The 26,433-nt window shown below is 65.1% G+C and carries 23 protein-coding genes; 14 read left to right on the top strand and 9 right to left on the bottom strand.

The genetic code is table 11. The features are described 5' to 3' along the window. Positions 1-6: 6 nt before the first annotated feature. The gene (gene hflX, locus A7X65_RS07000; protein ID WP_063683534.1) at positions 7-1,404 is read left to right on the top strand and encodes a GTPase HflX; all 1,398 of its coding nucleotides are present in this window, start codon (positions 7-9) and stop codon (positions 1,402-1,404) included. A gap of 182 nt (positions 1,405-1,586) precedes the next feature. Next, positions 1,587-2,984, top strand: coding sequence for an FAD-dependent oxidoreductase (locus A7X65_RS06995; RefSeq protein ID WP_063683533.1), 1,398 nt, complete (start codon positions 1,587-1,589; stop codon positions 2,982-2,984). Between the two features lie 74 nt (positions 2,985-3,058). Here the strand turns inward: A7X65_RS06995 and A7X65_RS06990 are convergent, their stop codons facing one another. Together A7X65_RS06990 and mazG are read right to left on the bottom strand one after the other, a co-directional pair. Continuing rightward, positions 3,059-3,532: a GNAT family N-acetyltransferase gene (locus tag A7X65_RS06990; RefSeq protein ID WP_245323416.1), complete on the bottom strand. Its 474-nt coding sequence runs from the start codon at positions 3,530-3,532 to the stop codon at positions 3,059-3,061. After that, a complete protein-coding gene (gene mazG, locus A7X65_RS06985; RefSeq protein ID WP_063683532.1) occupies positions 3,532-4,350 on the bottom strand; it encodes a nucleoside triphosphate pyrophosphohydrolase in 819 nt (272 codons plus the stop codon). Before mazG ends, A7X65_RS06990 begins: the two co-directional genes overlap by 1 nt. 127 nt (positions 4,351-4,477) lie before the next feature. Here mazG and queC point away from each other — a divergent pair, with 127 nt between their 5' ends. Next, the gene (queC, locus tag A7X65_RS06980) at positions 4,478-5,200 is read left to right on the top strand and encodes a 7-cyano-7-deazaguanine synthase QueC (protein ID WP_063683531.1); all 723 of its coding nucleotides are present in this window, start codon (positions 4,478-4,480) and stop codon (positions 5,198-5,200) included. On the opposite strand, the gene A7X65_RS06975 is transcribed toward queC, so the two are convergent. From A7X65_RS06975 to nthA, 4 genes are all read right to left on the bottom strand, one after another. Beyond that, complete coding sequence (locus A7X65_RS06975; protein WP_063683530.1) at positions 5,193-6,917, bottom strand: hypothetical protein; 1,725 nt, start codon at positions 6,915-6,917, stop codon at positions 5,193-5,195. The two genes, queC and A7X65_RS06975, sit on opposite strands and share 8 nt — an antisense overlap. A gap of 119 nt (positions 6,918-7,036) precedes the next feature. After that, on the bottom strand, positions 7,037-7,414 hold the full coding sequence (locus A7X65_RS06970; protein ID WP_063683529.1) for a nitrile hydratase accessory protein: 378 nt from the start codon (positions 7,412-7,414) through the stop codon (positions 7,037-7,039). Beyond that, a complete protein-coding gene (gene nthB, locus A7X65_RS06965; protein WP_063683528.1) occupies positions 7,414-8,073 on the bottom strand; it encodes a nitrile hydratase subunit beta in 660 nt (219 codons plus the stop codon). Before nthB ends, A7X65_RS06970 begins: the two co-directional genes overlap by 1 nt. Next, a complete protein-coding gene (gene nthA / locus A7X65_RS06960; RefSeq protein ID WP_063683527.1) occupies positions 8,070-8,696 on the bottom strand; it encodes a nitrile hydratase subunit alpha in 627 nt (208 codons plus the stop codon). Before nthA ends, nthB begins: the two co-directional genes overlap by 4 nt. A gap of 62 nt (positions 8,697-8,758) precedes the next feature. On the opposite strand from nthA, the gene A7X65_RS06955 reads away from it, so the two are divergent. From A7X65_RS06955 to A7X65_RS06930, 6 genes are all read left to right on the top strand, one after another. Next, positions 8,759-9,517, top strand: a complete 759-nt coding sequence (locus A7X65_RS06955) for a hypothetical protein (RefSeq protein WP_063683526.1) — start codon at positions 8,759-8,761, stop codon at positions 9,515-9,517. A gap of 35 nt (positions 9,518-9,552) precedes the next feature. Continuing rightward, positions 9,553-10,359 carry an enoyl-CoA hydratase/isomerase family protein gene (locus A7X65_RS06950; RefSeq protein ID WP_063684842.1) on the top strand — a complete coding sequence of 269 codons (807 nt, stop codon included), beginning with the start codon at positions 9,553-9,555 and terminating at the stop codon, positions 10,357-10,359. Between the two features lie 113 nt (positions 10,360-10,472). Further along, positions 10,473-11,954 (top strand): DASS family sodium-coupled anion symporter, encoded by a 1,482-nt coding sequence (locus A7X65_RS06945; RefSeq protein WP_063683525.1) that lies wholly within the window; start codon positions 10,473-10,475, stop codon positions 11,952-11,954. A 217-nt stretch (positions 11,955-12,171) separates the two neighbouring features. Continuing rightward, positions 12,172-13,314: a methionine ABC transporter ATP-binding protein gene (locus A7X65_RS06940; RefSeq protein ID WP_208608601.1), complete on the top strand. Its 1,143-nt coding sequence runs from the start codon at positions 12,172-12,174 to the stop codon at positions 13,312-13,314. After that, positions 13,304-13,969, top strand: a complete 666-nt coding sequence (locus A7X65_RS06935) for a methionine ABC transporter permease (protein WP_063683523.1) — start codon at positions 13,304-13,306, stop codon at positions 13,967-13,969. The genes A7X65_RS06940 and A7X65_RS06935 overlap by 11 nt, the downstream gene beginning before the upstream one ends. A 28-nt stretch (positions 13,970-13,997) precedes the next feature. Further along, positions 13,998-14,771 carry a MetQ/NlpA family ABC transporter substrate-binding protein gene (locus A7X65_RS06930; protein ID WP_063683522.1) on the top strand — a complete coding sequence of 258 codons (774 nt, stop codon included), beginning with the start codon at positions 13,998-14,000 and terminating at the stop codon, positions 14,769-14,771. 16 nt (positions 14,772-14,787) lie between these two features. Here the strand turns inward: A7X65_RS06930 and A7X65_RS06925 are convergent, their stop codons facing one another. Continuing rightward, positions 14,788-15,771 (bottom strand): helix-turn-helix domain-containing protein, encoded by a 984-nt coding sequence (locus tag A7X65_RS06925; RefSeq protein WP_063683521.1) that lies wholly within the window; start codon positions 15,769-15,771, stop codon positions 14,788-14,790. A 184-nt stretch (positions 15,772-15,955) separates the two neighbouring features. Between A7X65_RS06925 and A7X65_RS06920 the strand changes: the two genes are divergently transcribed. Further along, positions 15,956-17,146 (top strand): serine hydrolase domain-containing protein, encoded by a 1,191-nt coding sequence (locus A7X65_RS06920; protein ID WP_063684841.1) that lies wholly within the window; start codon positions 15,956-15,958, stop codon positions 17,144-17,146. A gap of 15 nt (positions 17,147-17,161) precedes the next feature. Further along, on the top strand, positions 17,162-19,153 hold the full coding sequence (locus A7X65_RS06915; protein WP_063684840.1) for a primary-amine oxidase: 1,992 nt from the start codon (positions 17,162-17,164) through the stop codon (positions 19,151-19,153). Here the strand turns inward: A7X65_RS06915 and A7X65_RS06910 are convergent. Beyond that, on the bottom strand, positions 19,150-19,713 hold the full coding sequence (locus tag A7X65_RS06910) for a helix-turn-helix domain-containing protein (RefSeq protein WP_063683520.1): 564 nt from the start codon (positions 19,711-19,713) through the stop codon (positions 19,150-19,152). The two genes, A7X65_RS06915 and A7X65_RS06910, sit on opposite strands and share 4 nt — an antisense overlap. Before the next feature lie 358 nt (positions 19,714-20,071). Between A7X65_RS06910 and A7X65_RS06905 the strand changes: the two genes are divergently transcribed. The 3 genes from A7X65_RS06905 to A7X65_RS06895 all read left to right on the top strand — a co-directional run bounded on the left by A7X65_RS06905 (position 20,072) and on the right by A7X65_RS06895 (position 24,724). Then, positions 20,072-22,384, top strand: a complete 2,313-nt coding sequence (locus tag A7X65_RS06905; protein ID WP_063683519.1) for a TonB-dependent siderophore receptor — start codon at positions 20,072-20,074, stop codon at positions 22,382-22,384. A gap of 148 nt (positions 22,385-22,532) precedes the next feature. Further along, positions 22,533-23,822 (top strand): siderophore utilization protein FsrB, encoded by a 1,290-nt coding sequence (gene fsrB / locus A7X65_RS06900; protein WP_063683518.1) that lies wholly within the window; start codon positions 22,533-22,535, stop codon positions 23,820-23,822. Between the two features lie 86 nt (positions 23,823-23,908). Continuing rightward, positions 23,909-24,724, top strand: coding sequence for a hypothetical protein (locus A7X65_RS06895; protein WP_063683517.1), 816 nt, complete (start codon positions 23,909-23,911; stop codon positions 24,722-24,724). Positions 24,725-24,955: 231 nt separating this feature from the next. Here the strand turns inward: A7X65_RS06895 and A7X65_RS06890 are convergent, their stop codons facing one another. Next, a complete protein-coding gene (locus tag A7X65_RS06890) occupies positions 24,956-26,407 on the bottom strand; it encodes an aldehyde dehydrogenase (protein WP_063684839.1) in 1,452 nt (483 codons plus the stop codon). Positions 26,408-26,433 lie beyond the last annotated feature (26 nt).

The following is a 26,433-nucleotide window of genomic DNA, read 5'->3' as shown; positions in this document are numbered from 1 at the left end:
ATCTGATTGGAACCCCGGAATTTCGACGGGGATGCCGACCGTCCGCGGCCGGCAGGGGCTAAGCAGACGGGGCGGGTGCTTGTCATCGGTCCCTATTTGCGAGCGCGCGCGGGAAGTGCCGACGCGCAATCGGAAAGCCATGCCCTTCCCAATCATGCTCAGCGTGACGCCGAGGCCCGGCTCGACGAAGCTGCGGGCCTCGCGCGCGCGATCGATCTCGTCATTGCCGACGCCATCATCGCGCCGATCAGCCAGATCCGGCCCGCCACCTATATCGGCAAGGGCAAGGTCGAGGAGATCGCAGCGCTCGCCAAGAGCCTCGACGTCGAGCTCGTGGTGATGGACTGCGCGCTGGCGCCGATCCAGCAGCGCAATCTCGAGAAGGAGCTGCATGCCAAGGTGCTCGACCGCACCGGCCTCATTCTGGAAATCTTCGGCCGCCGCGCCAAGACCCGGGAAGGCTCGCTCCAGGTCGAGCTCGCGCATCTCAACTACCAGCGTTCGCGCCTGGTGCGTTCATGGACCCATCTGGAGCGCCAGCGCGGCGGCTTCGGCTTCATGGGCGGTCCGGGCGAAACGCAGATCGAGGCCGACCGGCGCCTGATCCAGGAGCGCATCTCCAAGCTCGAGAGCGAGCTGAAGAAGGTGCAGGCGACACGGCGGCTCCATCGCGCCGGGCGTCAGCGCGTGCCGTATCGCGTGGTCGCGCTCGTCGGCTACACCAATGCCGGCAAGTCGACGCTGTTCAACCGCCTGACGCGCGCCGACGTGCAGGCGGCCGACATGCTGTTCGCCACGCTCGATCCGACCCTGCGCGCACTCAACCTGCCCCATGGCGGCAAGGCGATGCTGTCGGACACCGTCGGCTTCATCTCCAATCTGCCGACCCAGCTCGTCGCCGCCTTCCGCGCCACGCTGGAGGAGGTGCTGGAAGCCGACGTCATCCTGCATGTGCGCGACATCTCCCATGAAGACGCCGAGGCGCAGCAGAGCGACGTCGACGCAGTGCTGCGCCAGCTCGGCATCAACCCCGATGATAGCGGCCGCATCATCGAGGTCTGGAATAAGATCGACCGTTACGATGCCGAGCAGCGCGAAGAGCTTTTGAACATCGCCGCGCGCCGGCCGGAAGATCATCCGGCGATGCTGGTCTCCGCAGTGTCCGGGGAGGGCGTCGACGCACTGCTCGCCGCGATCGAGGAGCGGCTCGCCGCCAAGCGCACCACGCTCGACCTCTCGATCGACGCCGCCGATGGCGCCGGCATCTCCTGGCTGCACCGCAATTCCGAGGTGCTGGCGAAAGAGCTGCACGACGGCCGCTTCGACATGACCGTGCGGGTGGACGAGACCAAGCGGGATATCGTGGTGAACAGGTTCGACGCCGTGCCGCGTCTGTCGGCGTGAACTACGCCCATTCGGGCTCGCCGAAAATCACCCGAATCTGACCTTGGGCGGCGCCCGTTTGGCTTAAGCGGAAGCCGCTCTCCATGGTAATGATCGTGCTTGTTCAGGAAGAGGAAGCAACGTTGCGCGCTGCATAGATCAGCGGGCCTGGCGGTTCGTCACACAATGTGGGAGGCGAAGCGATGCCGGATAATGTCCTCGAGGCTGATTATGTCGTCGTCGGCGCTGGCGCCGCCGGTATGGCTTTCACCGACACGCTGCTGCACCACGGCACGTCCACGGTCGCGATCATAGACGCCGGTCATGCGCCAGGCGGGCACTGGAACCATTCATATCCCTTCGTCACACTTCACTTGCCTTCACCCCACTATGGCGTGGAGTCCCGCGTGCTGGGGAATGCCTCGATCATTCGAGGAGGGTTGAATGACGGCTTGTCGTCCATGGCATCCGGGCCCGAGATCGTCTCGTATTATCGCGATGTAATGGACCATGTATTCCTGCCGACCGGTCGGGTCGCCTATCTGCCGATGACGCGGATCGACTGGCGCGGGCACGCCGTTTCCCTGGTCACCGGAGAGCGGCGCGCAGTCAAAGCACGCAAGAAACTCGTCGATGCAACATACGCGGCGGTTGAAGTGCCAAGCATGCATAAGCGCAGGTTTCAGGCAGAGGAAGGGGTGCGGTGTGTCCCCGTCAACGATCTGGTCAGGATTTCCGGTGAAGCGCATCGCTATTGCATCATCGGTGGAGGGAAAACCGGGGTCGATGCGTGCCTTTGGCTGCTCGAGAATGGCGCCGATCCAGACAATATCAGGTGGATCGTCCCCCGTGATTCCTGGTGGATCAACAGATCGAAGGTTCAATTCACCCAGGACTTCTTTGAGCCGTCATTCAGGTACGCGGCAGACCTCGTGGAGGCAATTGGCGAGGCATCATCGATTGACGATCTCTTCCTGCAATTCGAGGGACGTGACCTGTGGCTGCGGCTTGATCGTTCGATCACTCCGACGATGTTCCATGGCGCGACGGTTTCAAAGGGCGAATTGGAGAAATTGCGACTGATCAAGGACATCGTCCGAAGGGGGCATGTCCGCCTCATTCATCGAGACCGCGTCGACCTTGAAGAGGGGACAGTCTCTGCGAATGATGACTGGCTGTACGTCGATTGTACGGCTGCCGGGATTCCCTCGCGCGAAACGAAGGCGATATTCGAGCCGGACAAGATCACCCTGCAATGGGTGAAATGGGGAAGAGCGGTTCTGAGCGCCGCTGTGCTGGGATATGTCGAGGCGACCATCGATGACGACGATCTCAAGAATGACCTTTGCCAGCCAATGTCACCGCCGCGAACGCCCGCTGACTGGTTGGGCACGTTTGTAACCACCGCGCGAAACGAGAAGCGCTGGTCGTCTGAGCGGAACTTGGCAAAATGGGCTCGTTCCTTGAGACTCGATATGTCGTCCAGGACCGCTTCAGAGGTCTCGCCTGATGACACAGAGCGCATGGCTCTATTGTGGCGCGCAAGAAAAGCCAGCCAGGCCGCCGTGATCAACGCGACGCGTCTGCTCGCTGAACTGTAAGTCCTCACGAAAGCGGTCGGTGCCGAGGCGAAGCAGATCTTGAAGAAGGTTTACTTGCCCTAGAACGTACCCACTCAATTCGCGAGGTCGAGGCTCATGAACTGGTTGTGCGGGCTCGCCTCGTAATCGGCAAACGGCTCGCAGGATACGAAGCCGGCACTGCGGTAGAGCGCGACGGCAGGAGCATGCAGCGGTGCCGTGCCGGTCTCCAGGCTGAGCCGCGCATAACCGCGCTTGCGGGCTTCGGCGATGATGTGCCGCAGGATCGCGCGGCCGACCCCGGTCCCGCGCGCGGCAGGCGCGGCGCGCATCGACTTCACCTCCGCGTGCGTATCGTCCAGTTGCTTCAGGGCACCAAAGCCGGCCAGCACATCGCCGTGCCAGACCGTCCAGAACGTCACCGAGGGAGCCGAAAGACCGCTCGCATCGAGCGCCTGCGCGTGCTCGCCCATGACGCTGCGGAGCTCTTCCAGATGATGTGCCAGCAGGTCGGCGACATGTGGCGCCCTCGGATCGTCCTGCCGGATCTCCATGGCGCGCCCTTGCATCACGTGGCCGTCTTCGCCGCATTCCACAGCGCGTCCATCTCCGCGAGCGAAGCCTGCTTGAGCGTCCGGCCCTGCGCCTCCAGCGCCCGCTCGATATAGGCAAAGCGCCGCTCGAACTTCGCGTTGGTCGCACGCAGCGCGCTTTCCGGATCGGCATCGACATGGCGGGCGAGGTTGACGAGGGCGAACATCAGGTCGCCGGTCTCTTCCGCCAATTCCTGCTTGTCGCCGCGCTCCAGCGCCGCCTCGATCTCGTCGGCTTCCTCGCGGATCTTCGCCAGCACGGCGCGCGGGTCGTTCCAGTCGAAGCCGACGGTGGAGGCCTTGCGCTGCAGCTCCATGGCGCGCGTCAGCGCCGGCTGGCCGGCCTTGATGCCCGACAGCAGCGATGTGTGCGCCGGTGCTTCTTCCAGCGGCCGGCGCGCGGCGCGCTCGGCTTTCTCCTCGGCCTTGATGCGGTCCCAGACCTCCTTGACGTGGTGCGGGGCGAGATTGCCGTTCTTGTCGGCGAAGACATGGGGATGGCGCCGGATCATCTTGCGGGTGATGGCCTCGACGACGTCACCAAAGGCAAAGGCGTTCTGCTCCTCGGCCATCTGGGCGTGGAATACGACCTGCAGCAGGAGGTCGCCGAGCTCCTCCCGGAGATCGTCGAGATCGCCGCGGGTGATGGCGTCCACCACCTCATAGGCCTCCTCGATCGTGTAGGGCGCAATCGTCGAAAAATCCTGCTCGAGGTCCCAGGGGCAGCCGGTCACCGGCGTGCGCAGCGCCGCCATGATCTCGATCAGGCGGGAAATGTCACGGGAAGGGGTCATTGCGGGGCGTCTCTCCTGGGTCTTGAGACTTATGCCAAAAGCAGCCGGTCGATCCCAGCGTAACGGCACGGAACAGGCCGATTTCCACCGATTGGCTGGGACGTTCCACAGTGCTAAAGCGCGGGCCATGAGCGACGCATTTTCATCACAAACCGCTTTGGTGCTGTTCTCCGGCGGTCAGGATTCCACCACGTGCCTTGCCTGGGCGCTGAGCCGCTTCGCCCGCGTGGAAACGCTGGGGTTCGAGTACGGTCAGCGTCACGCCATCGAGCTGGCCTGCCGCGACAGCCTGTTCGACGGCGTCAAGGCCCTGCGCCCCGATTGGGCCGCAAAGCTCGGCGAGAGCCATACGCTGTCGATCCCGACGCTGGCGGCGGTGTCCGAGACGGCGCTGACGCGCGACGTCGCGATCGCGATGGGCGCCGACGGCCTGCCCAACACCTTCGTGCCCGGCCGCAATCTGGTGTTCCTGACCTTTGCCGCGGCGCTGGCCTACCGGCGCGGCATCACCCACATCGTCGGCGGCATGTGCGAGACCGACTATTCCGGCTATCCCGATTGCCGCAATGACACGATCCAGGCCATGCAGGCCGCGCTCTCGCTCGGCATGGCCAGGCAATTCGAGCTGCACACCCCCTTGATGTGGATCGACAAGGCCGCGACATGGAAGCTCGCGCATGACCTCGGCGGCGAGGGGCTGGTCGACCTCATCCGCGAGAAGTCGCACACCTGCTATCTCGGCGAACGCGGCGCGCGGCACGAGTGGGGCTATGGCTGCGGCGAATGCCCGGCGTGCAGCCTGCGGGCGAAGGGCTGGCGGGAGTTTGCGGCGAGTATGGATGTCAGCTGAAGGGTGGTGTTCGAAACACAGAGCTTGTCTTGATCTCTTCCCAGGGCTTCCACGGATCCGAACGATCACCGCAGCCCGATTTGTAAGCCGTTGAGACCGCGGCCAGGCTTGCCGCCGTCGGCTTCTCGATCAGCATATTCCCGATCAGAAGTCCGTCGGCATTGGTCGCCTTGGGGTCTGTGAAGCCCACAATGAGATTAACAAGTCTCTGGTTACCGCCTCCGGAATCAAGCAAGACCAGCATCTGTGCCGAATATTTGGTGAGTAGCTGCTTGTCCGGCGCGAGAAAACATCCATACCGGATCGATGCACCGATCGGCCAGCCTGCGATCTTCGCCGCGAGAGACTCCCTGAGGACCCCGGTGCTAGGCGGCAAGAGGTCAAGCGCATCGAACGACTCAGTTGCGACCCTTGCATCCAAGTAGAGCGCCAGCTTTTTGGCACGAACTTCGGGCGAGAGGTTCGCTGCAGAGATCGAACTGAGCGCGCGTCCAAATTCGTTGAGAAACTCCCTGATCGCGCTCCAGCGGATCGGATCGGTGGCGTCCTTTGCCGGATCTCGAGGGAGACCGCTGCTCTCCTGCGGCGCTGCGCGGGCGGCGAGGGGATCTGTCAGTCCCATCGTCTTGAGAGCCTCCCGCTCAATAGCCCTGAAGCAGGGGTCCTTCAGGTCCTTGACTGTATCGTCTCCAAACCTGTCGAACTCCTTGGCAAGAATGATAATCATCTCTTCCTTCGTGAAGAGGTATCCGAGCGCCTCACGAATCTTGCCGCAGCCTGTCCTCGACGTGTCGACATCCTCACTGATGACCATCGTGTCCCAGTTGCCTGCCTTAGTCGTCAGATAGGCAGCAAGATCGATTCCGGTCTTCTCGGATATGAGCTTCTGGAGCGGCGCGCCCGGCGCATTCAGTTTTGGGCCTGCGAACGTCAGGAAGGCGGAGCGTTTGCCAATTCGAGATATCGTGAATTTCGAATTGTCGGAGAGGATGAGCGTCACATTTTTTTCATTGACGTCGAACGTCGCCTGGGGCTGCTGCGTGTTGACTTCGTCGAACGCTTTGGCGATCTCGTCAATGTCGCTCTTGTTATCCTTGATGGCATCGCTAATTTTTGTGGCTTCTGTGGCGATCGCGGCGCCGCCCGGTCCGGCGAAAACGAAACCAAGCACTTTCGAAAGGATGCGGATGGCACTGTAAGTCGACGGATTGACCGTCGTCGTCTTCGATTGCAGTAGCTTGAATTTCAGCCTTAGTGTCGAATTGAAGGAGATGTTGGTGGCAAGAAGATTGTCGCAACCCATCACGGTGGTATTCCCACCAGCGTCGCGTTTGATTTGCGCGATCAGATAAGTGAGCGGCTTGGGTGGATCGGCGGAGTTCCTGCTGATCTGCTCGATGTCGACCGAAAGCGCGAATTCGCGATTTTCGGATAGTAGACCTACGGACCACGCGCGATCAACAAACTGCCGGGCGAACCGCTCAAGCCCTGCGGAATTGCAATCGATCCTGATATCCGCGTAGCTAAAGTCGGCAACTTCGTCCACCTTGTAGGGAACCGAAGATCGGCTTGCGACGATCTGCTGAAGGTTGGTGTCCTTCTGTGGTGTCTTGTCCAGGCACAGTGGTGGGGGCACGTTGCACGCGGCTTGGCCCGGAGCGGGAACGGCGAAAATAGCGGTAAGCAGCAATAGAACGATTGCGATCCTTGCGACCATCAGAGCCCCCAGCACGCAATTATTGATTGAAATATGCAGTTAGCAAACGCTAAGATATTACAACTTCCTATATGGATTAGAAGAAGTTTTTCGCGATCTGGGGGGCCTGGGAGAGCCTGCTACCTAAAATCCTCGTCCCGCAGCTCGATCGGCTTGCCGTGCGGCGTGCGGTCCGCGGCGTGGTCCCAGGCGTCGCGGTAGCGGTGCAGGGTGTCCATCGAAGCCACGCCCTTGCGCGCGACGAGGCCTTCCAGCGTGGCGAGCCAGTGCAGATAGTAGGTCTCGCCGGTGTCAGGATCGCCGGCGGCCTGCGCGCGCTTGATCTCGTCCGCGAGCGCCGCAGCCCATTCGGGCCAGGTGAAGACGCCGCGCTCGTGAAGGGTCAACGCCATCGCGAAGGCGTGCGCTTCCCACGGGGCGCGAAATACCGGGCCTTCATCGTCGCGCGGAATGCTCGGGATCGCCGCCGTCGCGGTAGCGGCCGCATTGCTGCTCATCAGGCCGGGTCCAGATACGGCTCGAACGCGTCGATCGACACCTTCAGTGTGGGATCGCCATCCTCGCCCCAGAGATCGCGGCCCTCGAACACCACGGTGTAGAGCCATTGCGGATTTTCGCCGAGCTCCATCGCCGCCGAATCCGGAAACACATGGCAGCCGTGGTTGAGCTCGACCACGCCGACATGCCCGCGCACGTAGCGCGGCAGCCGTGTATGCGTTGCCGGATGGATGTTCTTCGCCCGCACGCGGTCGCCGATGTTGAATCGGGCCGGTGCCGGGGCAGGGCGGGCGAACTTGCCGCGCACCATGATGCGCTCGACCTGGGTGAGATCGAACTTGCCGTGCTTCAGCGCCTTGCCGGGCTGCATCGCGTGACCGGCCGCAACCTCCTCGCGCGTGAGGTAGCCCTTCTCGATCAGCATCTCCTCGAGCCCGAGGAACCACTTCTTGTAGTAGGAGCTCGACAGATACACGTGCGGCGGCAGCGACTCGCGATAGAAGCGCGAGGTGTCGATGTTGAAGGCCCCGGCGGCGCCCATCGCACGCACCATCGCCAGCACGCGCGATTCCCACTCCTCGTGGAAGACAGGTTCGTTCAGCTCAGCCTCGACCTTGCCGAACCCGTCCATGCCGCCCATGTCGTGCACGCCGTTCATGACGGTGCTCCCGGCATCCTCGGAAAGCCGGTCCCGATCATGGAGTCGCGCGTGACGAGCTCGGCGAGCTGCTCCTCGCTCCAGCCTTCGGTGCCCGCGGGGCGCATCGGAAGCACCAGGAAGCGCGTCTCGGCCGTGGAATCCCAGACCCGGATCTCGATGTCCTTGGGCAGGGTCACGTCGAAATCGGCGAGCACGCCGCGCGGATCCTTCACCGCGCGCGAACGATAGGGCGCAGCCTTGTACCAGACCGGCGGCAGCCCCAGCATCTCCCAAGGGTAGCAGGAGCACAGCGTGCACACGACCATGTTGTGCCGCTCCGGCGTGTTCTCGACCACGACGAGATGATCGCCGACACGGCTGACATGGCCGAGCGTGCCGATCGCCTTGCTGCCGTCCTCCAGCAGCGCCTTCTTGAACGCCGGATCGGTCCAGGCCTTGGCGACGACGCGGGCACCGTTGTGCGGGCCGATCTTGGTCTCGTAGGCCTGGATGATGGCATCGAGCGCGGCCGGCTCGACATAGCCTTTTTCGGTCAGGATCGTTTCGAGCGCGCGCACGCGCAGCTCGGTCTCCGACAGCTCGGAATGGTCGTGATCGTGGTCGTGATGATGCTCGCTCATGGCGCGAAGATAGTCCCAGAATCCGGGCCTTGTCGAGGCGAAGACTCTGCTAACATCGGGGCATGGGCTGGGCCAAAGACTCCGGAATAACCGCTGCAATCGCGGCTCTTGTCGCACTTGCGACCCAGGATGCGCGCGCCGCGAATGGCGCCTATGCGGTGGATGCCGCCGACATCTCCGAGGTCGGCTCCTGCAAGGTCGAAAGCTGGATGTCGGCGGCGACCAATACGGATGTCCTGGCGGTGGCCAATCCGTCCTGCGTCGTCGATCCCTTCAGGCCGATCGAGCTGAGCATGCAGACCATCCGCGCCCGGAGCGACGGCGACTGGAGCACGACGGTCGCTCCGAAGGCCAAGACGAATTTCATCCCCACCGGGATCGGGCGGTGGGGGCTGTCGGCCTATGGCGGCGGGTCGTTCGATGTCATGACAGGCGAGGCGCTGGCCGCCTTTGCGGTCATACCCGCGACCTTCCGCCTGTCCGAGACCATGCGGATCAACGTCAACGGTGGCTGGCTCTGGGATCGCACCGTGGATCGCCACTACCTGACCTACGGCATCGGCTTCGACTGGAAGTTCACCGACACGTTGCAGTGGACGATCGAGGCGTTTGGCCAGGCCGGCAGATCCGAGATCGCGAGCATCGTGCAACCGCGCTTCCAGACCGGTGTACGCTACCGGCCGAACGAGATATTTTCCGTCGACGTGATCTACGGCCGCAACATCACCGGCGAGAATGCCAACTGGATCACCATCGGTACCACGATCCGGTTTCCGGTCCGCGGCAGTGAGCCGGAGCATCGGCGCACCGGGCATTTGTGAGCGATCCAAGAACAACAAGAACAGGGAGGCCTGTGGTGAGCGACTATGTAACAATCGAGAAGGGGCTCGGGCCGGAGGGGCGGATCGCGATCGTGCGCTTCGACCGCAATGACGGCATCAATGCGCTCTCGCCCGAGGCGCTGCGCCAGCTTACTGCGGCCGCGCGCAGCTTCGAGGACGACGCTGAGACCTCCGTCGTGGTGCTGACAGGCAGCACCAGCGCCTTCAGCGCCGGCTTCGACCTCAAGGACGTCGAGGGCCGCTCGCGCAAGGACATGGATCTCGGCGCGCTGCGGCGGCATCTCAAGCTCGGGCCGCGTCTCACCCACGCCTGGCAGGAGATGGAGCAGATCACCATCGCGGCGATCGAGGGCTTTTGCGTCGGCGGCGGCGTCGCCCTTGCCGTGGCGCTCGACTTCCGCATCATGGGACGCGACGCGCATCTGCGCGTGCCCGAGATCGGGCTCGGCATGAACATGAGCTGGCAGAGCATCCCGCGCATGCTGCATCTGGTCGGGCCGGCCCGCACCAAGCAGGCGGTCATTCTGGCCGACCAGCGCATCAGCGCGGAGGAGGCCTATGAATGGGGCCTGGTGGAAGAGGTGGCCGATCCCGGCCATGCGTTCGATGCCGCCATGGAACTTGCCCGCAAGGTCGCCGCGCAGCCGCCGCTTTCGGTCGCCATGACCAAGCTGACCGTCAACCGCCTCGCGCATGCGCTGGATGATCTCGCCAGCCACATGGATGTCGATCAGTTTGCGCTCGCAAGCCTCAGCGAGGACCACAAGGAGGGAGTCGAGGCGTTCCTGACGCGGCGCAAGCCGCGCTTCAAGGGACGGTAGAAACCTGACGTCAGACCATTGATCGCATCGCGGACAATCCGTATACGCCGCGGAAGGACAAAAGCAGCCCGGCCAACGGGCGCACGATGTGACGGCAATCGAGGGGAGGATTCATGGCCGCTGGTTCGCAGGCGCCCGCAGCAAAGGGGTTTCGCTGGAAGCTGATCGCGCCGCTCGTGGTGTGGCTGGTGATCTATCTGTGGCCGGTGCCGCCGGGCCTCAACGTCAATCAATGGCACTATTTCGCGGTGTTTGCGGCCGTGATCACTGGGCTCATCCTGGAATCGATGCCGGTCGGCGCGGTCGGCTTCATCGGCCTGACGGTCGCGGGCGTTGCCGGCTATATCGATCCCGACCCCGGCAAGTCGCTGCGCTGGATGCTGGCGGGCTTTGCCGAGAGCACGGTGTGGCTGATCGTCGGCGCCTTCGTGTTCTCGATCGGCTACCGCAAGAGCCAGCTCGGCCGGCGCATCGCGCTGGTGCTGGTGCAGCGGCTCGGCCGCAACACGCTCGGCCTCGGCTATGCGGTTGCGATGTCCGACTTCCTGCTGGCGCCGGCAACGCCCTCCAACACCGCGCGCAGCGGCGGCATCGTCTATCCCATCATCAGCAACATCCCGCGCATCTACGGCTCCGAGCCCGGGCCGACTGCCGGCAAGATCGGCACCTACGTGATGTGGACCGCGTTCGCGGCGACCGCGATCACCAGCTCGCTGTTCTTCACCGCGCTCGCGCCCAATGCGGCGGCGCTTGCGATCGCCAAGAAGACCGCGGGCGTCGAGGTGAGCTGGGCGCAGTGGTTCATCGGCTTTGCCCCGCTCGGTCTTCTTCTCATGATCGTCGTGCCTCTGCTCAGCTATCTGGTCTGCCGGCCCGAGGTGAAGCGCAGCCCGGAGATCACCGAATGGGCGGCGAAGGAGCTCAGCGAGATGGGCCCGATGTCGCGCAACGAGTGGATCATGCTGGCCCTGATCGTGCTGGCGATGTTCCTGTGGATCGCGGGCTCGAGCCCGGACATCCACGTTCCCGGTATAGGCTCCAACTTCGTCAATGCCACCACCGTCGTGTTCATCGTGATCTCCCTGATGCTGGTGACCGGCGTCATCGAGTTCGCCGACATCGTCAGCGAGAAGAGCGCCTGGGAGGTGTTCTTCTATTTCACCTCGCTGCTGACGCTGGCCTCGGGCCTCAACGAGATCGGCTTCATCAAATGGTTCGCGACCGAATACGCAAAGCCGCTCGCGGGGCTGTCGCCGTCGACCGCGATGCTGCTGCTGGTCGCGCTGTTCTTCTGGATCCACTACTTCTTCTCGAGCATCACCTCGCATGCCGCCGCCGTGCTGCCGGTGGTGCTCGCGGTCGGCTCCGGGATTCCCGGCCTGCCAGTGACGACGCTCGCCATGCTGTGCATGTACTCGCTCGGCCTGATGGGCGTGATCTCGCCCTACGCGACGGGTCCGGCGCCGATGTATTTCGGCAGCGGCTATATCGGGAAGGGGCAGTTCTGGGGATTTGGGCTGATCTTCGGCCTGCTGTATTTCGCAGGCCTGCTGCTGATCGTATTGCCGTGGTTGCAGCTCAGGGCCGGAGGCTGATACCCCCGGCGGAGGAATATTCTTCTCCGGGGAGGGATTGGGAAATCTTCGTCCAAGTCCCCGCAAATATCTGAAATTGCAAGGAAGACCGGTTCGGGCGATGGTGTGCTGCAGTGCAGCGCGCCGCACCCGGACGATCTGCTGCTGTTCCACCTCCCGTCGCTTGATGCGACCTCAGCCTCGTGCGCCGTTCGGGCGGGCGAGCTAACTTTCGTGCATGAAAGCTGCTTCCATGAACGCGCACCCATCGCTGGTGGTCGGAGAACCGATCGAGACACGCGCAGCGATTGTCACTGAACCGGACGCGATGGTCCGGTTCGAAGCCATCTCGAAAACCTATCCGGCCTATCGCGGCAAGCCCGGCGTCAACGCGCTCCAAAACATCGACTTCGGGATCCCCCGCGGCTCGATCACCGGCGTGATCGGCCGCTCCGGCGCCGGCAAGTCGAGCCTCGTCCGGCTCATCAACGGGCTGGAGAAGCCGACCACCGGACGCGTGATCGTGGACGGCCGCGATATCTCGGCCCTGGCCGGGCGCGAGCTGCGGCTGGCGCAGCGCTCGATCGGCATGATCTTCCAGCACTTCAACCTGCTGTCCTCGCGCACCGCCGCCGACAACATCGCGCTGCCGCTCGAGATCGCCGGCTGGGCCAAGGCCGACATCAAGGCCCGCGTCGCCGAGCTGCTGGCGCTGGTCGGCATCGCAGACAAGCACGACCGCTATCCGTCGGAACTCTCCGGCGGCCAGAAGCAGCGCGTCGGCATTGCCCGCGCGCTGGCAACGCGGCCAAGCGTGCTGCTGTCGGACGAGGCGACCTCCGCGCTCGATCCGCAGACCACCCGCGCCATTCTCGATCTGCTCGCCAACATCAATCGCGAGCTGGGGGTGACTATCGTGCTGATCACCCATGAAATGTCCGTGGTGCGCCAGCTCGCCAAGGAAGTCGTGGTGCTCGATGCCGGCCACGTCGTCGAGAGCGGCCATGTCGCCGACATCTTCACGCACCCGAAGCATCCGATCACGCAATCCTTCCTCGCCGAGGTCATCGGCGACAGCCTGCCGGTCTCGCTGGCGAGCCGGATCGTTCCGCAAGCAGCGGCCGGCGGACAGGCCGTGATCCGCGTCCAGGTGCGCGGGGCAGGGGCGGGCGACACCGTGGTGGCGCGGCTCGCGCGCGAGCTTGGCCTCGACGTCGCGCTGCTGTCGGCCCGCATCGACGAGATCGGCGGCCAGCATGTGGGCTCGCTGACGCTCGGTATTCCTCTCAATATTTCTGGCGGCGAGGACGCGGTGACGCGGACGCTCGCCTGGCTGTCTCAATATCAATTCCCGGCGGAGCGTCTCGGCTATGTCGCCTGAACTCATCAACCTCATCGTTCAGGCGACCTTCGAGAGCCTGTACATGGTCGGTATCGCGGCAGCTCTCGGCACTGCCTTCGGCCTGCCGCTCGGCGTCTTTCTCGCCACCAGCCGCAAGGGCGAGCTGTTCGCAGCGCCGCTCGTCAATCGCGTGCTGGGCGCCGTCGTCAACGCGACGCGCTCGACGCCCTTCATCATCCTGGTCGTCGCCATCATCCCGTTCACGCGGTTTGTTGCGGGCACCTCGATCGGCTCGACGGCCGCGATCGTGCCGCTGACCATCGCGTCGGCGCCGTTCATCGCGCGCCTCGTCGAGGCCGCGATCCGTGAAGTCGATGGCGGCCTGATCGAGACCGCGTCCTCGTTCGGTGCATCCCCGATCCAGATCGTGCTCAAGGTCCTGATCCCCGAAGCGCTGCCCGGTCTCTTGCTGGCGCTGACGCTCGCGGTGGTCAGCCTGCTCGGCTACTCCGCCATGGTCGGCGCCGTCGGCGGCGGCGGCCTTGGCGACCTCGGCATCCGCTACGGTTATCAGCGCTTCATGCCGGAGATGATGCTCGCCGTCGTCGTCGTGCTGATCGCGCTGGTGCAGCTCGTGCAGAGCGCCGGCGACTATCTGGCGCGCCGGGTCAATCGCCGGCTGCGGCATCGCTGATCCAAACTTCCTGAAACTGGAGACTTCAATGCGTTTTCTCGCAACCCTTGCGGCTGCAGCCTTGCTTGCGACCACCGCCCAGGCCGAAACCATCCGGGTCGGCGTCACCGCCGGCCCCCACGCCGAGATCCTCGACGTCGTGAAGAAGGTCGGTGCCGAGCGCGGCCTCGACATCAAGGTGGTCGAGTTCACCGACTACGTGATCCCGAACCAGGCGCTGGCCCTGAAGGACCTCGAGGCCAACTCGTTCCAGCACGAGCCGTACCTGAAGAACCAGATTTCCAAGACCGGCTGGAAGATCGTCAAGGTCGCCAACACGATCGGCTCGCCGCAGGGCGTCTATTCGCAGAAATACAAGAAGCTCGCGGACCTGCCCGAGGGCGCCCGCGTCGCCATCGCCAACGATCCCTCCAACGGCGCGCGCGGCCTGATGATCCTGGCGCTGCACGGCGTGATCAAGCTGAAGGACCCGAACAACGTCTCTTCGACGATTGCCGACATCACCGACAACCCCAAGAAGCTGCGCTTCGTCGAGCTCGATGCCGCCCAGCTGCCGCGCGCGCTGCAGGATGTCGACGTCGTCTCGATCAACAACAACTACGCGGTGCAGGCCGGCCTCAACCCCGCGACCGACGCCATCGCGCGCGAAAACCCCGACGGACCCTGGGTCAACATCCTCGCCGTCCGCGAGGAGGACAAGGACAAGCCGTGGGTCAAGCAGCTGATCGAGGTCTATCACTCCGAGCCCGTGAAGGCGTTTCTGGAAACGCGCTTCAAGGGGACCTATCTGCCGACCTGGTAAAGGCAGAAAGCGCGCGTCAGGCGGCCAGCCTGGCGCGCCGCAATGTCTCCGAGGGCAGCTCGGAGAAGTGGCGTTTGTAGTCGAGCGAGAACTGGCTGAAGTGCCAGAAGCCGTGCTGCACGGCGACGTCGTAGACTGACGCATCGGTGCCGCGCTTCAGGTCGCGCCGCACCCGGTTGAGCCGCATCGCGCGCCAGTAGTGCATCGGGCTCGTACCCACGACCTCCTGGAAGCAATAACCGAGCTTGCGCGGGCTGGCGCCGACCGCCTTGCAGACCTCCAGCAGCGACAGCGCGCGGTCGCCGCTGCCATGCATCAGCTCGCGGGCGCGGTCGACAGTGCGCCTGCGTGCCGCGGCGCTGCGGCCGGGATCGCTCGGCCGCGCCGTCGGCAGCATGTCCATGATGTCGAGGAGGAGGGCATCCTCCAGCGCCTGCCGTGCCGCGGGATCGTCGAACTGCCCGGGGGCCGATGTGATGGTCTCGTGAATGGCGGCAAGATCCGCGCGCAGCCGCGCGACCGGCGCTTCCGCCATCTCGATCACCCGCAACTGATGCCAGACGCTTCGCGGCAGCTCGATATCGAGCCTGGCCGCCAGGTCGGCGATCAGCGCCGTGCTGGCGACGACGCCGCGCAGCTCGAAGGCCTTCGGCGTGCACATGTCGATCTCGGCGTCGATGCTGGCGAGCACGTGGGCGCCCCCGGCACTGGTGCCGTTGCAGCTGAGCTCGCCATCGCCGTCCCAGGGCAGGCCGATGCCAAAGCTGTCGGCACCGAGCTGGCCGTACTGGCGCACCTGCTGGCTGGTGATCTCGCGGAACACCTCGATGCGGGGCAGGGAAAGCTGGGTAAAGCTGCCGCGGAAGGCCCCGGCACTGATCTGGTCGTAGCTCAGCCGCCAGCGGCCGAGCGCGGCGCAGTGCTCGTCGACATCCGTGCTGCTCGCCTGGAACAGGCTGGCAGCCGAGTCCTGAATCGGAAGAGTTGCGCTCAAGGCCATGACGCCACGTCGGAATTTGCCAGCCGGAAACCAGCAAGAACTGCGCCAAGACTGGCACGCTCCGCAGCCGTGTCCAGCAAAATATTGCGCGATTTCGATAACGCACGGCCGCGGCTCGGTGCAGGCTTCCGTTGCGGCCGCTCCGACATCGCGGCCCGAAATGGCGCTTTGCGGAGGGATCGAGATGCGACCGACTGACGTCATGCGCGGCAGCCCGCCCGCGCCGGAGGCCCAGGTGACGCGCTCCAACTGGCGCAGCTTTCCTGCCATCCGCTGGGGCTTCACCCACACCCGCGAAGTGCTGCCGACCGCCGAGATCCGCCGCTCGGCCCGGCCGACGCCGATGCCAAGCGCCCCGCGCGAGCTGTCAAAACTCGGCTTCACCGCGCCCGACGGCAGAGAGACCACGATCGAGGCCACGCTACGCGAGACTTTCACCGACACGCTGCTCGTGATGCACCGGGGCACCCTGATCCACGAATGGTACGGCGATGGCATGACCGCGACCACGCCGCATCTGATCTGCTCGATCAGCAAGGCGATCGCCGGGACGCTCGGCGGCATTCTCGCCGCGCGGGGCCTGATTGATCCCGAAGCAAGGGTGCTGCGCTACGTGCCGGAGCTGGAGACCTCGGTCTATGCCGGCTGCACCGTCCGCAACCTGCTCGACATGGCCGTCGCCATCCAGTTCGAGGAGGACTACGAGGATCCCGCCGGCGACGTCGCGCGCTACCGCTTCTCCTCGGGCTGGGACGTGCCGCCTCCGGGTGTGGAGCCCGGTCACCAGCGCGCCTATCTCACGACGTTGCGCGGGACGGGCAAGCCGCATGGCAAGGTGTTCCATTACGTCTCGACCAACACCGAGGTGCTCGGCTGGGTCTATGAGCGCGCCTGCGGCATGCCCTATCATCGCATCCTCTCCGAATATCTCTGGCAGCCCCTGGGCACTGAAGAGGACGGCTCGCTCACGCTCGACAGCCACGGCATGGGCCGCATCGCCGGCGGCATCTCCGTCACCGCGCGAGATCTCGTCCGTTTCGGCGAGATGATGCGCTGCCGCGGCGTGGTCGAGGGACGACAGGTGGTGCCGGGCTGGTGGATCGACGACATCCGCGAGAACGGCGATCCCCAGGCCTGGGCCGACGGCGACCTCGCCGAGTTCTTCCCGGGCGCGCGCTATCGCAGCAAATGGTTCGCGATCGACCCGTCGCGCAACGCGCTCACGGCGATCGGCATTCACGGCCAGCACCTCTATGTCGATCTCGATTCCGACACCGTTATCGCGAAGCTAGCGACCCAGCCCAAGGCGATGGACGTTCCGATCGACCAGCGCTGGTTTGCCGCCTTCAGCGCCATCACCGCGCATCTCGCCTGACTTTTGGAGATCGCCATGCTCGATACCGCCAAGGTCAAACCGCAAGCCCAGGCTGCCGCGCCGCATCCGCTCGATCCGCTGACCGCCGCAGAGATCACCGCGGCCTGCACGCTGGTGCGTGCCGCCGCGGCCTCACCGGAGCACTGCCGCTTCCCGACGGTGCGGCTGGAGGAGCCGACCAAGCAGGAGCTTGCGGCCGGCCCGGCAGGGCGCCGCGCCTTCGTGCTGACGCTGGACGTGACCACCGGCGAGGCGATCGAGCACATCGTCGATCTCGCCCGCAGCGAGATCGTCACGCGAAACATCATCCCGAACCGCGAGGCGCCCTACGGGCAGCCCTCGGTGATGCTGGAAGAGTTCTTCAAGTGCGAGGCCGTGGTGAAGGCCGATCCCGGCTGGCGTGCAGCGATGGTCCGGCGCGGGCTGACCGACAAGGACATCGAGCTGGTCCAGGTCGATCCGTTCTCCTCGGGCTTCTTCGACAAGGAATTCGAGCGCGGAGCGCGCATCGTGCGGGCCGTCAGCTATTTCCGCGAGCACCTGCAGGACAATGGTTATGCCCATCCCATCGAAGGCGTGGTCGCCGTCGTCGACCTGATCGGGGGCAGGGTGATCGACCTCACCGACGAGGACCCGATCATCCCGATCCCGCGCAAGAAGCGGAACTACGGCGCGCACGAGGTCAAGAACCCGCGCACCGACATCAAGCCGCTCCACATCGAGCAGCCGGAGGGCGCGAGCTTTCGCGTCGATGGCTGGAAGGTCGACTGGCAGAAATGGAGCTTTCGCGTCGGCTTCACGCCGCGCGAGGGTCTCGTGCTGCATCAACTCGCCTATCAGGACGGCGCGCGAAAGCGCGCGCTGATCCACCGCGCCAGCGTCACCGAGATGGTCGTGCCTTACGCCGATCCGACCGCGAACCATTTCTGGAAGTCGGCGTTCGACGCCGGCGAATACGGGCTCGGCATGCTCGCCAATGCGCTCGAGCTCGGCTGCGACTGCCTCGGCAACATCCATTATTTCGATGTGCCGGCCGCCGACAACAAGGGCGAGCCCTTCGTCATGCAGAACGCTATCTGCATGCATGAAGAAGACTACGGAATTGCCTGGAAACATTACGAATTCCGCAACGGCCTGTTCGAGGTGCGCAGGTCCCGGCGGCTCGTGATCTCGTTCTTCGCCACCGTCGGCAATTACGATTACGGCTTCTACTGGTATCTCTACCAGGACGGCACGATCCAGCTCGAAACAAAACTCACCGGCATCATCCAGACCGCCGCCGTGCCATCAGGCGAAAAGTACAAATGGGGCGGCATGGTCGACGACAATCTGGGCGGGCCGACGCACCAGCACTTCTTCAACGTCCGCCTGCACATGGATCTCGACGGCGGCGGCAACATGGTGACGGAGCACGACTTCGTGCCGCGGCCCTGGGGCCACGACAATCCCCATGGCAACGTGTTCGACACCACGACGCGCGTGCTGTCACGCGAGCGCGACGCGGCCGCGGTCGCCAATGGCGAGACCGGCCGGTTCTGGAAGATCAGCAATCCCAACGAGACCAACTCCGTCGGCAACGCGCCGGCCTACAAGCTCGTCGTCAATCCAAGCCCGCTGATGCTGGCGCAGGAGGGCAGCTATGTGCGCAAGCGCGGCGGCTTTGCCACCAAACATGTCTGGGTGACTGCGTTTGACCCGGCTGAGAAATACGCCAGCGGCGACTATCCCAACGTCCATGCCGGCGGCGACGGCCTGCCGCGCTACGCCGCGCAGAACCGCAACATCGAGAATGCGGATATCGTGGTGTGGCATTCCTTCGGCCACACCCATGTCTGCAAGCCCGAGGATTTCCCGATCATGCCGGTCGAATATGCCGGCTTCATGCTGAAGCCGACCGGCTTTTTCGCGGCCAATGCCGCGGGCGACATCCCGCCGGAGCGCAACAGCCGCAGCGTGCTCGCGGGCGAAGGGAAGGGTGGCAGCGCCTCGTGCTGCCACAAGGACTAGCGGCAGCCGGCCGCGAGCTCGGCGTCGCCGAGGGGCGGCGATTCGATCGAGGCCGGGCCGGCCACGAGACTGTCGAGGTCGACCAGCAGCAGATCGGCCATGTGCGTGAGCTGGTGCAGCGGGATGCTGATCTCGCCGCGCTCGGCCCGCGACAGATCGCCGGGCGAGAGACCGATGAGGCTCGCCATCTGGCTTTCGGTATAGCCCCGTGCCTCGCGCGCGGCGCGCACCTGGGCGCCGATATGCCGCCGGTGCAGGGCCTGCTCTTCCTCGGTCATCATGAGCGCCTGCTCGTCGTGGCTCGCAACGCCGTCGGCGAAGGCGACGCCGAGCAGCCGCCGCTTCTGCCAGGCGACACGGCAGGTCTTGCGCAGCCCGTCGGCGAAGATCAGCGTCGCCTCTTTCGGAAACGCCAGCGACCAGTCGAGCTTCAGCCGCGCGCCGGTGCCTGAGACGTCCGCGATCGTGCAGGGGATGCTGACGGTGCCCCTGGGACCGTCGAACTCGACGAGCCCGGTCCTTGCCGTGGATTGCCTGGTCGCAGCGCGCAATTCGCTCATGGACGTCGCCCCCGGATGCCCAGCATAAGCTGGCACAGCGTTGCGACACGGTCGGCAACGCAAATGAAATATCCCGCAACAGATTCTACCGCTGCGGTTCCCCGGGCTCAATCGAGCGCCGCAGCCATGGTAAAGGATTCGTTCTTCACGCCCGCGTTCGCACGTCAGGGGAGCGCGCGCTTCGTCATCGTCTAGAAATATTCCAAACGCGAGGAGCACGCTGGCTTTCATCGCAGCTGAGCGCATTCGCCGCACATCCCACGCACAGGTCTGGAGAAGTTCTAACCCGGTTCCTATCGCCCTGCGAAACCGCCTGCGTTACGGCGGGACATCAAAAACGATACCGGCAAAGCCGGCAGTGCGTGGGGCTGCGACAGACGTGACCGACTTCCAACTTCCTTCGCGTGTTCAAACGCGCCATCGACAGCTTCAGGTGCTCTTCTTCGGCGCCGTGAGTTCAGCCGCTCTGATCCTTCCGTTAGGTCCCGTGCAGGCACAGACGCAAATTCCCTCGGTCACCGTCGACGCGCCGGCCCAGCGCGCACGACCCGCAGCGGTCGCGGCCTCGCGACGTTCGGCGGCAACGCGCAGCGCTCGCGCCAATCGTCGCGCGCCGGCGCAGCAGGCCGCGCCAAACCAGTCGGCGGCGAACGGCACTTCGGGTGAACGCGCCGGCGGACCCGTTCGCGGCTTCGTCGCCACCCGCAGCGGCACCGGCACCAAGACCGACACGCCGCTGATCGAGACGCCGCAATCGATCTCTGTCATCACCACCGAGCAGGTCAGGAACCAGGGCGCGGTCTCGATCGGCGAGGCGCTGCGCTACACCGCCGGCGTCAGCGGCGACGTCAACGGCGGCTCGGACACCCGCTTCGGCGGCCTGCAGATCCGCGGCTTCGACATGACCATGCCGGGGCTCTACATCGACGGCCTGCGGATTCCCTCCAGCAACTACGTGCATTTCAACGGGCTCGATCCCTACGGCGCCGAACGCCTCGAGGTTCTCAAGGGACCGTCCTCGGCGATGTATGGCGGCAGCGGCACCGGCGGCCTGCTCAACTACGTGAGCAAGCTGCCGACCGCGCAGCAGTTCGGCGAGGTCTCGATCTCCGGCGGCAGCTTCAACCGCTACCAGGGCCAGTTCGACATGGGCGGTCCCGCCAACAAGGAAGGGACCGTGCTGTGGCGCCTGACCGGCGTGGTGCGCGACGGCGAGACCCAGGTCGATTTCAGCAAGGACAACCGCGTCTTCATCGCGCCCGCCGTCACCTTCAAGCCGAACGAGGATACGACCCTCACCGTGCTCGCCAACTACCAGAGGGACCGGGCGGGGTGGGGCCTCCAGTTCCTGCCGGCCTCGGGCACGGTCTGGCCGAACAACGGCCGCACCATCCCGGTCTCGTTCTTCGCGGGCGTGCCGAGCTTCGACGCCTTCAACACCGAGATCGCGACGGTCGGCTACCTGCTCTCGCACAATTTCACCGACAACATCACGTTCCGCCAGAACCTGCGCTACGCCTACCAGCACAACGAGGAGAAGGTGTTCTACGGCGGCGGCTACACCAACGAGACCGCGGGGCAGCTGGCGCGCTACGGCAGCTACAGCAACTCCTACATCAACTCCTTCGCGGTTGATAACCAGCTCCAGGGCAAGTTCACGACCGGCATCCTCAGCCACACCACGCTGGTCGGGTTCGACTATCGCAACACCACCTTCCGCGACACGGCCTTCGGCGTCACGACGTCGGCGCCCGAGATCAACGTCTTCAACCCGGTCTACAGCTACGACTATGCGATCGGCGGCAAGAGCGACGACACCGGCGTCAAGCAGTCGCAGGCCGGCCTCTATGCGCAGGACCAGATCAAGCTCGGCCGGCTGTCGTTCCAGCTCGGCGGCCGCCAGGACTTCGTGACGACCCAGGTCGACAGCGGCATCGCCAACACGACGGTCTCGAAGGATGCCTCGGCCTTCACCGGCCGTGCCGCGGTAATGTACAATTTCGACAACGGCATCGCGCCTTACTTCAGCTATTCGGAATCGTTCCTGCCGGTGCTGGCGACGGGGCCGGGCGGGCAGATGCTCAATCCCGAAACCGGCGTCCAGTACGAGGTCGGCGTCAAGTACCAGCCGCTCGGCTGGAACGCGCTGTTCACCTTCGCCGCCTTCGACCTTACGCGCGACAACGTCGTCGTCTATGCGCCGGGGTCGGTGTTCGCCGAGCAGACCGGCCAGGTGAATTCGCGCGGCATCGAGCTCGAAGGCACGATGTCGCTCGCCGACGGCTGGAACCTGCGCGCGGCCTACGCCTATGTCGACGCCATGGTCACGCAGGATCCGGTCAATGTCGGCAAGGCGCCGGTCACCGTGCCGCTCAACCGGGCCTCGCTGTGGAGCGACTACACGCTCCAGAGCGGGATGCTGGCGGGCCTGCAGTTCGGCGGCGGCATCCGCTATGTCGGCGCGACCTGGGGCGACGACGCCAACACGTTCAAGGTCGGCGCCTCCACGGTGCTGGATGCGCTGCTCGCCTACAGCCGGGACAATTGGCGCCTGTCGCTGAACGTGACCAACCTCGCCGATACCCGCTATGTCGCCGCCTGCTACAGCCTGTCGGGCTGCTTCTACGCGGAGGGACGCAAGGCCATCGGCAAGCTGACCTACCGGTGGTGAGTGTGAAATGGGGTCGATGAACACGCACGGGAGGTCGTCATGGCCGGGCCTGTCCCGGCCATCCACGCCTTGCCCCGCAGGACGAAGAACGTGGATGCCCGGGACAAGCCCGGGCATGACGACGCGCAAGCTTATCGAGACCTGAACCATGAGAGCGATATTCGGCAAGCTGCATCGCTGGGCGGGACTGCTGACGGCCGGATTCCTGTTCTTCTCCGGCATCACGGGCGCAATCATCTCCTGGGACCACGAGATCGACGACGTCCTGAACAGCCATCTGTTCGACGTCACGACTAAAGGCCCGGCGATTCCCTCGATCGAGCTTGCGAAGATGATCGAGCAGCGCGACCCGCGGGCGCGCGTCGTCTATCTCTTCATGACGCCGGAGGAGGGCCACTCGCTGTGGTTCTTCATCATGCCGCGGATCGATCCGGCGACCGGCAAGCGCTATCCGCTCGACTACAACCAGGTGTTCCTCGACCCCAACACCGGCGCGGAGCTCGGCCGCCGCTATTGGGGCGCCGTGTGGCCGGTCACTCGCGAAAACTTCGTCTCGTTCCTCTACAAGCTGCACTACACCATGCACATCCCCGAATTCTGGGGCAGCGATCGCTGGGGCATGCGCGTGCTCGGTGTCATCGCGATCATCTGGACCATCGACTGCTTCGTCGGCTTCTACTTGACGCTGCCCTCGCGGCGCCGTGCCAAGGCGGCGCGCGCGCCCGAGGTCTCGCGGCAGCTCGAACGCGGCTTCTGGGCGCGCTGGGCGCCGGCCTGGACCATCAAGACCTCGGGCAGCGCCTACCGGATCAATTTCGACATCCACCGCGCCTTCAGCCTGTGGACCTGGGGCGTCCTGTTCATCATCGCCTTCACGGCGTTCTCGCTGAACCTCTATTTCGAAGTGTTCTCGCCGCTGATGAAGATGGTGTCGAACTACACGCCGACGCCGTATGAGCAGCGGCCCTATCGGGATCTCGACGATCCCATCGAACCCAGGATGACATTCGCCGAGATCGCCGTGCGCGCCGCCGCCGACGGCAAGGCGCGAGGCTGGACCACCCCGGTCGGCGCGCTCAGCTACGGCCCGGCCCATGGCGTCTATGCCGCCGCGTTCTTCCACCCCGGCGACGATCACGGCGCCGGCGGCGTCGGCCCGGCGCAGCTCTATTACGACAGCGAGGACGGCCGCCCGATCGGCGAGCGGCTGCCCTGGGTCGGCACCGCCGCCGACATCTTCGTGCAGGCGCAGTTCCCGCTGCATTCGGGCCGCATCGTCGGGCTGCCCGGCCGCATCCTGATCTCGATCATGGGCCTCGTGGTGGCCGCGCTCTCGGTGACCGGCGTCGTGATCTGGTGGCGCAAGCGCCGCGCCCGGGTCCGCGTGCGCGAGACCGCGGCGATACGCCTGAACCGGCAGCTCACGCCGGCGGAGTAGGGGCGTCCGAACTCCCAAGGAATTGAACCTGACCGTCCGGCAGGGGCACAAAGACTGGAGATCGCTGCCAGCCTGCCGGACCTTTCATGAGATCGCTTGCCTTGCTCTGCCTGCTCATCCTGGCCATGCCCGCGCGGGCGGCCGCGCCCGAGCAGCATTATCTCGACCTGCGCGACCGCTACATCGCCAAGTTCTCGAAGGCCAAGGAGAGCGAGGAGATCTACAAGCAGCACGATGCCGCGCTGAAAGAGCTGGCGGGCGTGCTGCGCGGCCTGGTGGGGCCGGTCACGATCAAGGGGCTGCCGGCGGACGGCAAGTCGAACGTCGACACGCTCTTCAAGAGCGACATCGGGTTCGGTCATCTCGACGGGCTCGGTTTCGCGACCGAAGGCGACAAGAGGCAGGCCGTGGTGACCACGACCGGGCTGCTCAAGCACTGGCTGGCCGAGCACCGCACCGACGGCATGCCGCAGGACATCGGCGCCGCCTTCAAATCGGACCGCTTCTACTATTACGCCATCCAGGACGCCGCCTTCGCGATCTATGCGCCGCTGCCGGTGACAAAACCCGCATCGGCAAGCGCCGCGTTCGCCGTCCTGGGCCTGCGCGGCAATGGCGGGCTCAAGGGCACGCCGCACGAAATCGACGTCGTCACGATCCAGGGCGACAAGGTCTTTTTCCTCGCCGCAACGGACGCCGTGAAGACGGCGGAGATCCCGGCCTGCGAGAAGGTCTGGAAGCAGATGATGGCCAAGAAGACCCCGCAGGACGACATGGCCAGGGAGGATCAGGCCATGGACGCCTACACCAAGTGCTTCGCCAGGGAAGCGCCGAGCCAGCCCTGGTTCGCGGCAGCGGTGAAGAAAGCCCAGAGCCAGCTGGACGAGCTACTGCTGCGCTAGGGCAAAGGGCCGTCGCACGCGTCGAGCGAACGCCTCGTCCTTCGAGACGCCTGCTGCGCAGGCTCCTCAGGATGAGGCTAAGCAGCATTGGTACCTGCCGAAACGACGGCCGCGCATTCGGTCCTCATCCTGAGGGCCCGCCAACGGCGGGCGTCTCGAAGGATGGCCACAGGGGAAACGCTTCCATCTGCGACTCCGCTGCATCGGACCTCAGCGCTCACAGCGTCTGCTTCAGAACGGGTAATGCCGCGGCCCGGTCTGCACCGTGATCCAGCGCAGCTCCGTGAATTCGTCGATGGCAGCCTTGCCGCCGAAGCGGCCGTAGCCTGACGCCTTGGTGCCGCCGAACGGCATCTGGGGCTCGTCGTGCACGGTCGGTGCATTGACGTGGCAGATGCCGGCTTCGATCCGCTTGGCAACGCCAAGGGCGCGCGCGATGTCGCGGCCGAACACGGCGGAGGAGAGGCCGTATTCGGTGTCGTTGGCGACCCGCACCGCCTCGTCCATGCCGCTGACCCGCACGACGGTCACGACTGGACCAAAGCTTTCCTCGCCATAGATGCGCATCGCCGGGGTGACGTGATCGACGATGGTGGCCGGCATGATCGTGCCGCTGCCGTGGCCGCCTGCCGCAAGCACCGCGCCCTTGGCGACGGCATCGTCGATCAGGCCACGGACGCGCTCGCACGCGGCGCCGCTGATGAGCGAGCCGAGCACGACATTGCCCTTGCCGGGATCGCCGTGGGGCAGGCTCTTCGCCTTGGCGGCGAACTTGGCGATGAACGCGTCCGCCACCTTGTCGTCGACCACGATCCGCTCCGTCGACATGCAGATCTGACCCTGGTTCATGAAGGCGCCGAAGGCCGCGGCATTCACGGCGGCATCGAGATCGGCATCGTCGAGGATGACGAGCGGGGCCTTGCCGCCGAGCTCCAGCAACGCGCGCTTGAGATGCTTGGCGCAAGCCAGGGCGATGAGACGGCCAACCCGCGTCGAGCCCGTGAAGTTGACGCGGCGGATGGCGGGATGGGCGATCAGTGCCTCGACCACGGCCTGCGCATCCTCCGGCGCATTGGTCACGACGTTGACGACGCCGTCGCCGAGCCCGGCTTCTGCGAGGCAGCTTCCGATCAGGCGGTGCACGCCGGGACTCATCTCGGAGGCCTTCAGCACCACCGTGTTGCCGCAGGCGAGCGGCATCGCGACCGACCGCACGCCGAGGATGACAGGCGCATTCCACGGCGCAATTCCGAGCACGACGCCGACCGGCTGACGGAATGCCATCGCAAGATTGTCGGGCTTGTCGGACGGGATGACCTCACCCGAGATCTGCGTCGTCATGGCGGCGGCCTCGCGCAGCATGCCTTCGGCGAGATGCACGTTGAAGCCGGCCCAGCCCGCGGTGGCGCCGGTCTCGGCCACCATCAGCGCGGTGAACTCCGGGGCCCGGCGCGCAAGGATGTCGGCGGCCGCGCTGAGCCGCTTGCGGCGCTCGGAGGGGCCGAGCTGCGACCAGGCCGGGAAGGCGGCGGCCGCGGCATCGGCGGCGCGCATCGCATCGTCGATCGAGGCTGCGGCGACTATCGTCGCGACCTCGCCGGAGATCGGATTGCGGCGCTGGAAGGTGCGCTGGTTGCTGGCCGACTGGTCCTTGCCGCCGATGAGAAGGTCGATTGCGTTCATGGCGCTCTCCATGAGGTGCTGGGGGG

Origin of the sequence: Bradyrhizobium stylosanthis (assembly GCF_001641335.1) — a bacterium.
Classification (GTDB): Bacteria; Pseudomonadota; Alphaproteobacteria; order Rhizobiales; family Xanthobacteraceae; genus Bradyrhizobium; species Bradyrhizobium stylosanthis.
This window is presented reverse-complemented; position numbering and strand designations above follow the sequence as displayed.

What these genes read in the sequence shown, in the direction of transcription:
- A7X65_RS06955 (WP_063683526.1), top strand. Translation starts at nt 8,759, where the DNA reads ATGGGCTGGGCCAAAGACTCCGGAATAACCGCTGCAATCGCGGCTCTT.
- A7X65_RS06920 (WP_063684841.1), top strand. Translation starts at nt 15,956, where the DNA reads ATGCGACCGACTGACGTCATGCGCGGCAGCCCGCCCGCGCCGGAGGCC.
- A7X65_RS06930 (WP_063683522.1), top strand. Translation starts at nt 13,998, where the DNA reads ATGCGTTTTCTCGCAACCCTTGCGGCTGCAGCCTTGCTTGCGACCACC.
- nthB (WP_063683528.1), bottom strand. Translation starts at nt 8,073, where the DNA reads ATGAACGGCGTGCACGACATGGGCGGCATGGACGGGTTCGGCAAGGTC.
- A7X65_RS06925 (WP_063683521.1), bottom strand. Translation starts at nt 15,771, where the DNA reads ATGGCCTTGAGCGCAACTCTTCCGATTCAGGACTCGGCTGCCAGCCTG.
- A7X65_RS06895 (WP_063683517.1), top strand. Translation starts at nt 23,909, where the DNA reads ATGAGATCGCTTGCCTTGCTCTGCCTGCTCATCCTGGCCATGCCCGCG.
- queC (WP_063683531.1), top strand. Translation starts at nt 4,478, where the DNA reads ATGAGCGACGCATTTTCATCACAAACCGCTTTGGTGCTGTTCTCCGGC.
- A7X65_RS06990 (WP_245323416.1), bottom strand. Translation starts at nt 3,532, where the DNA reads ATGCAAGGGCGCGCCATGGAGATCCGGCAGGACGATCCGAGGGCGCCA.
- A7X65_RS06945 (WP_063683525.1), top strand. Translation starts at nt 10,473, where the DNA reads ATGGCCGCTGGTTCGCAGGCGCCCGCAGCAAAGGGGTTTCGCTGGAAG.
- A7X65_RS06940 (WP_208608601.1), top strand. Translation starts at nt 12,172, where the DNA reads ATGAAAGCTGCTTCCATGAACGCGCACCCATCGCTGGTGGTCGGAGAA.
- fsrB (WP_063683518.1), top strand. Translation starts at nt 22,533, where the DNA reads ATGAGAGCGATATTCGGCAAGCTGCATCGCTGGGCGGGACTGCTGACG.
- A7X65_RS06935 (WP_063683523.1), top strand. Translation starts at nt 13,304, where the DNA reads ATGTCGCCTGAACTCATCAACCTCATCGTTCAGGCGACCTTCGAGAGC.
- A7X65_RS06910 (WP_063683520.1), bottom strand. Translation starts at nt 19,713, where the DNA reads ATGAGCGAATTGCGCGCTGCGACCAGGCAATCCACGGCAAGGACCGGG.
- A7X65_RS06970 (WP_063683529.1), bottom strand. Translation starts at nt 7,414, where the DNA reads ATGAGCAGCAATGCGGCCGCTACCGCGACGGCGGCGATCCCGAGCATT.
- A7X65_RS06915 (WP_063684840.1), top strand. Translation starts at nt 17,162, where the DNA reads ATGCTCGATACCGCCAAGGTCAAACCGCAAGCCCAGGCTGCCGCGCCG.
- A7X65_RS06995 (WP_063683533.1), top strand. Translation starts at nt 1,587, where the DNA reads ATGCCGGATAATGTCCTCGAGGCTGATTATGTCGTCGTCGGCGCTGGC.
- A7X65_RS06975 (WP_063683530.1), bottom strand. Translation starts at nt 6,917, where the DNA reads ATGGTCGCAAGGATCGCAATCGTTCTATTGCTGCTTACCGCTATTTTC.
- mazG (WP_063683532.1), bottom strand. Translation starts at nt 4,350, where the DNA reads ATGACCCCTTCCCGTGACATTTCCCGCCTGATCGAGATCATGGCGGCG.
- nthA (WP_063683527.1), bottom strand. Translation starts at nt 8,696, where the DNA reads ATGAGCGAGCATCATCACGACCACGATCACGACCATTCCGAGCTGTCG.
- A7X65_RS06890 (WP_063684839.1), bottom strand. Translation starts at nt 26,407, where the DNA reads ATGAACGCAATCGACCTTCTCATCGGCGGCAAGGACCAGTCGGCCAGC.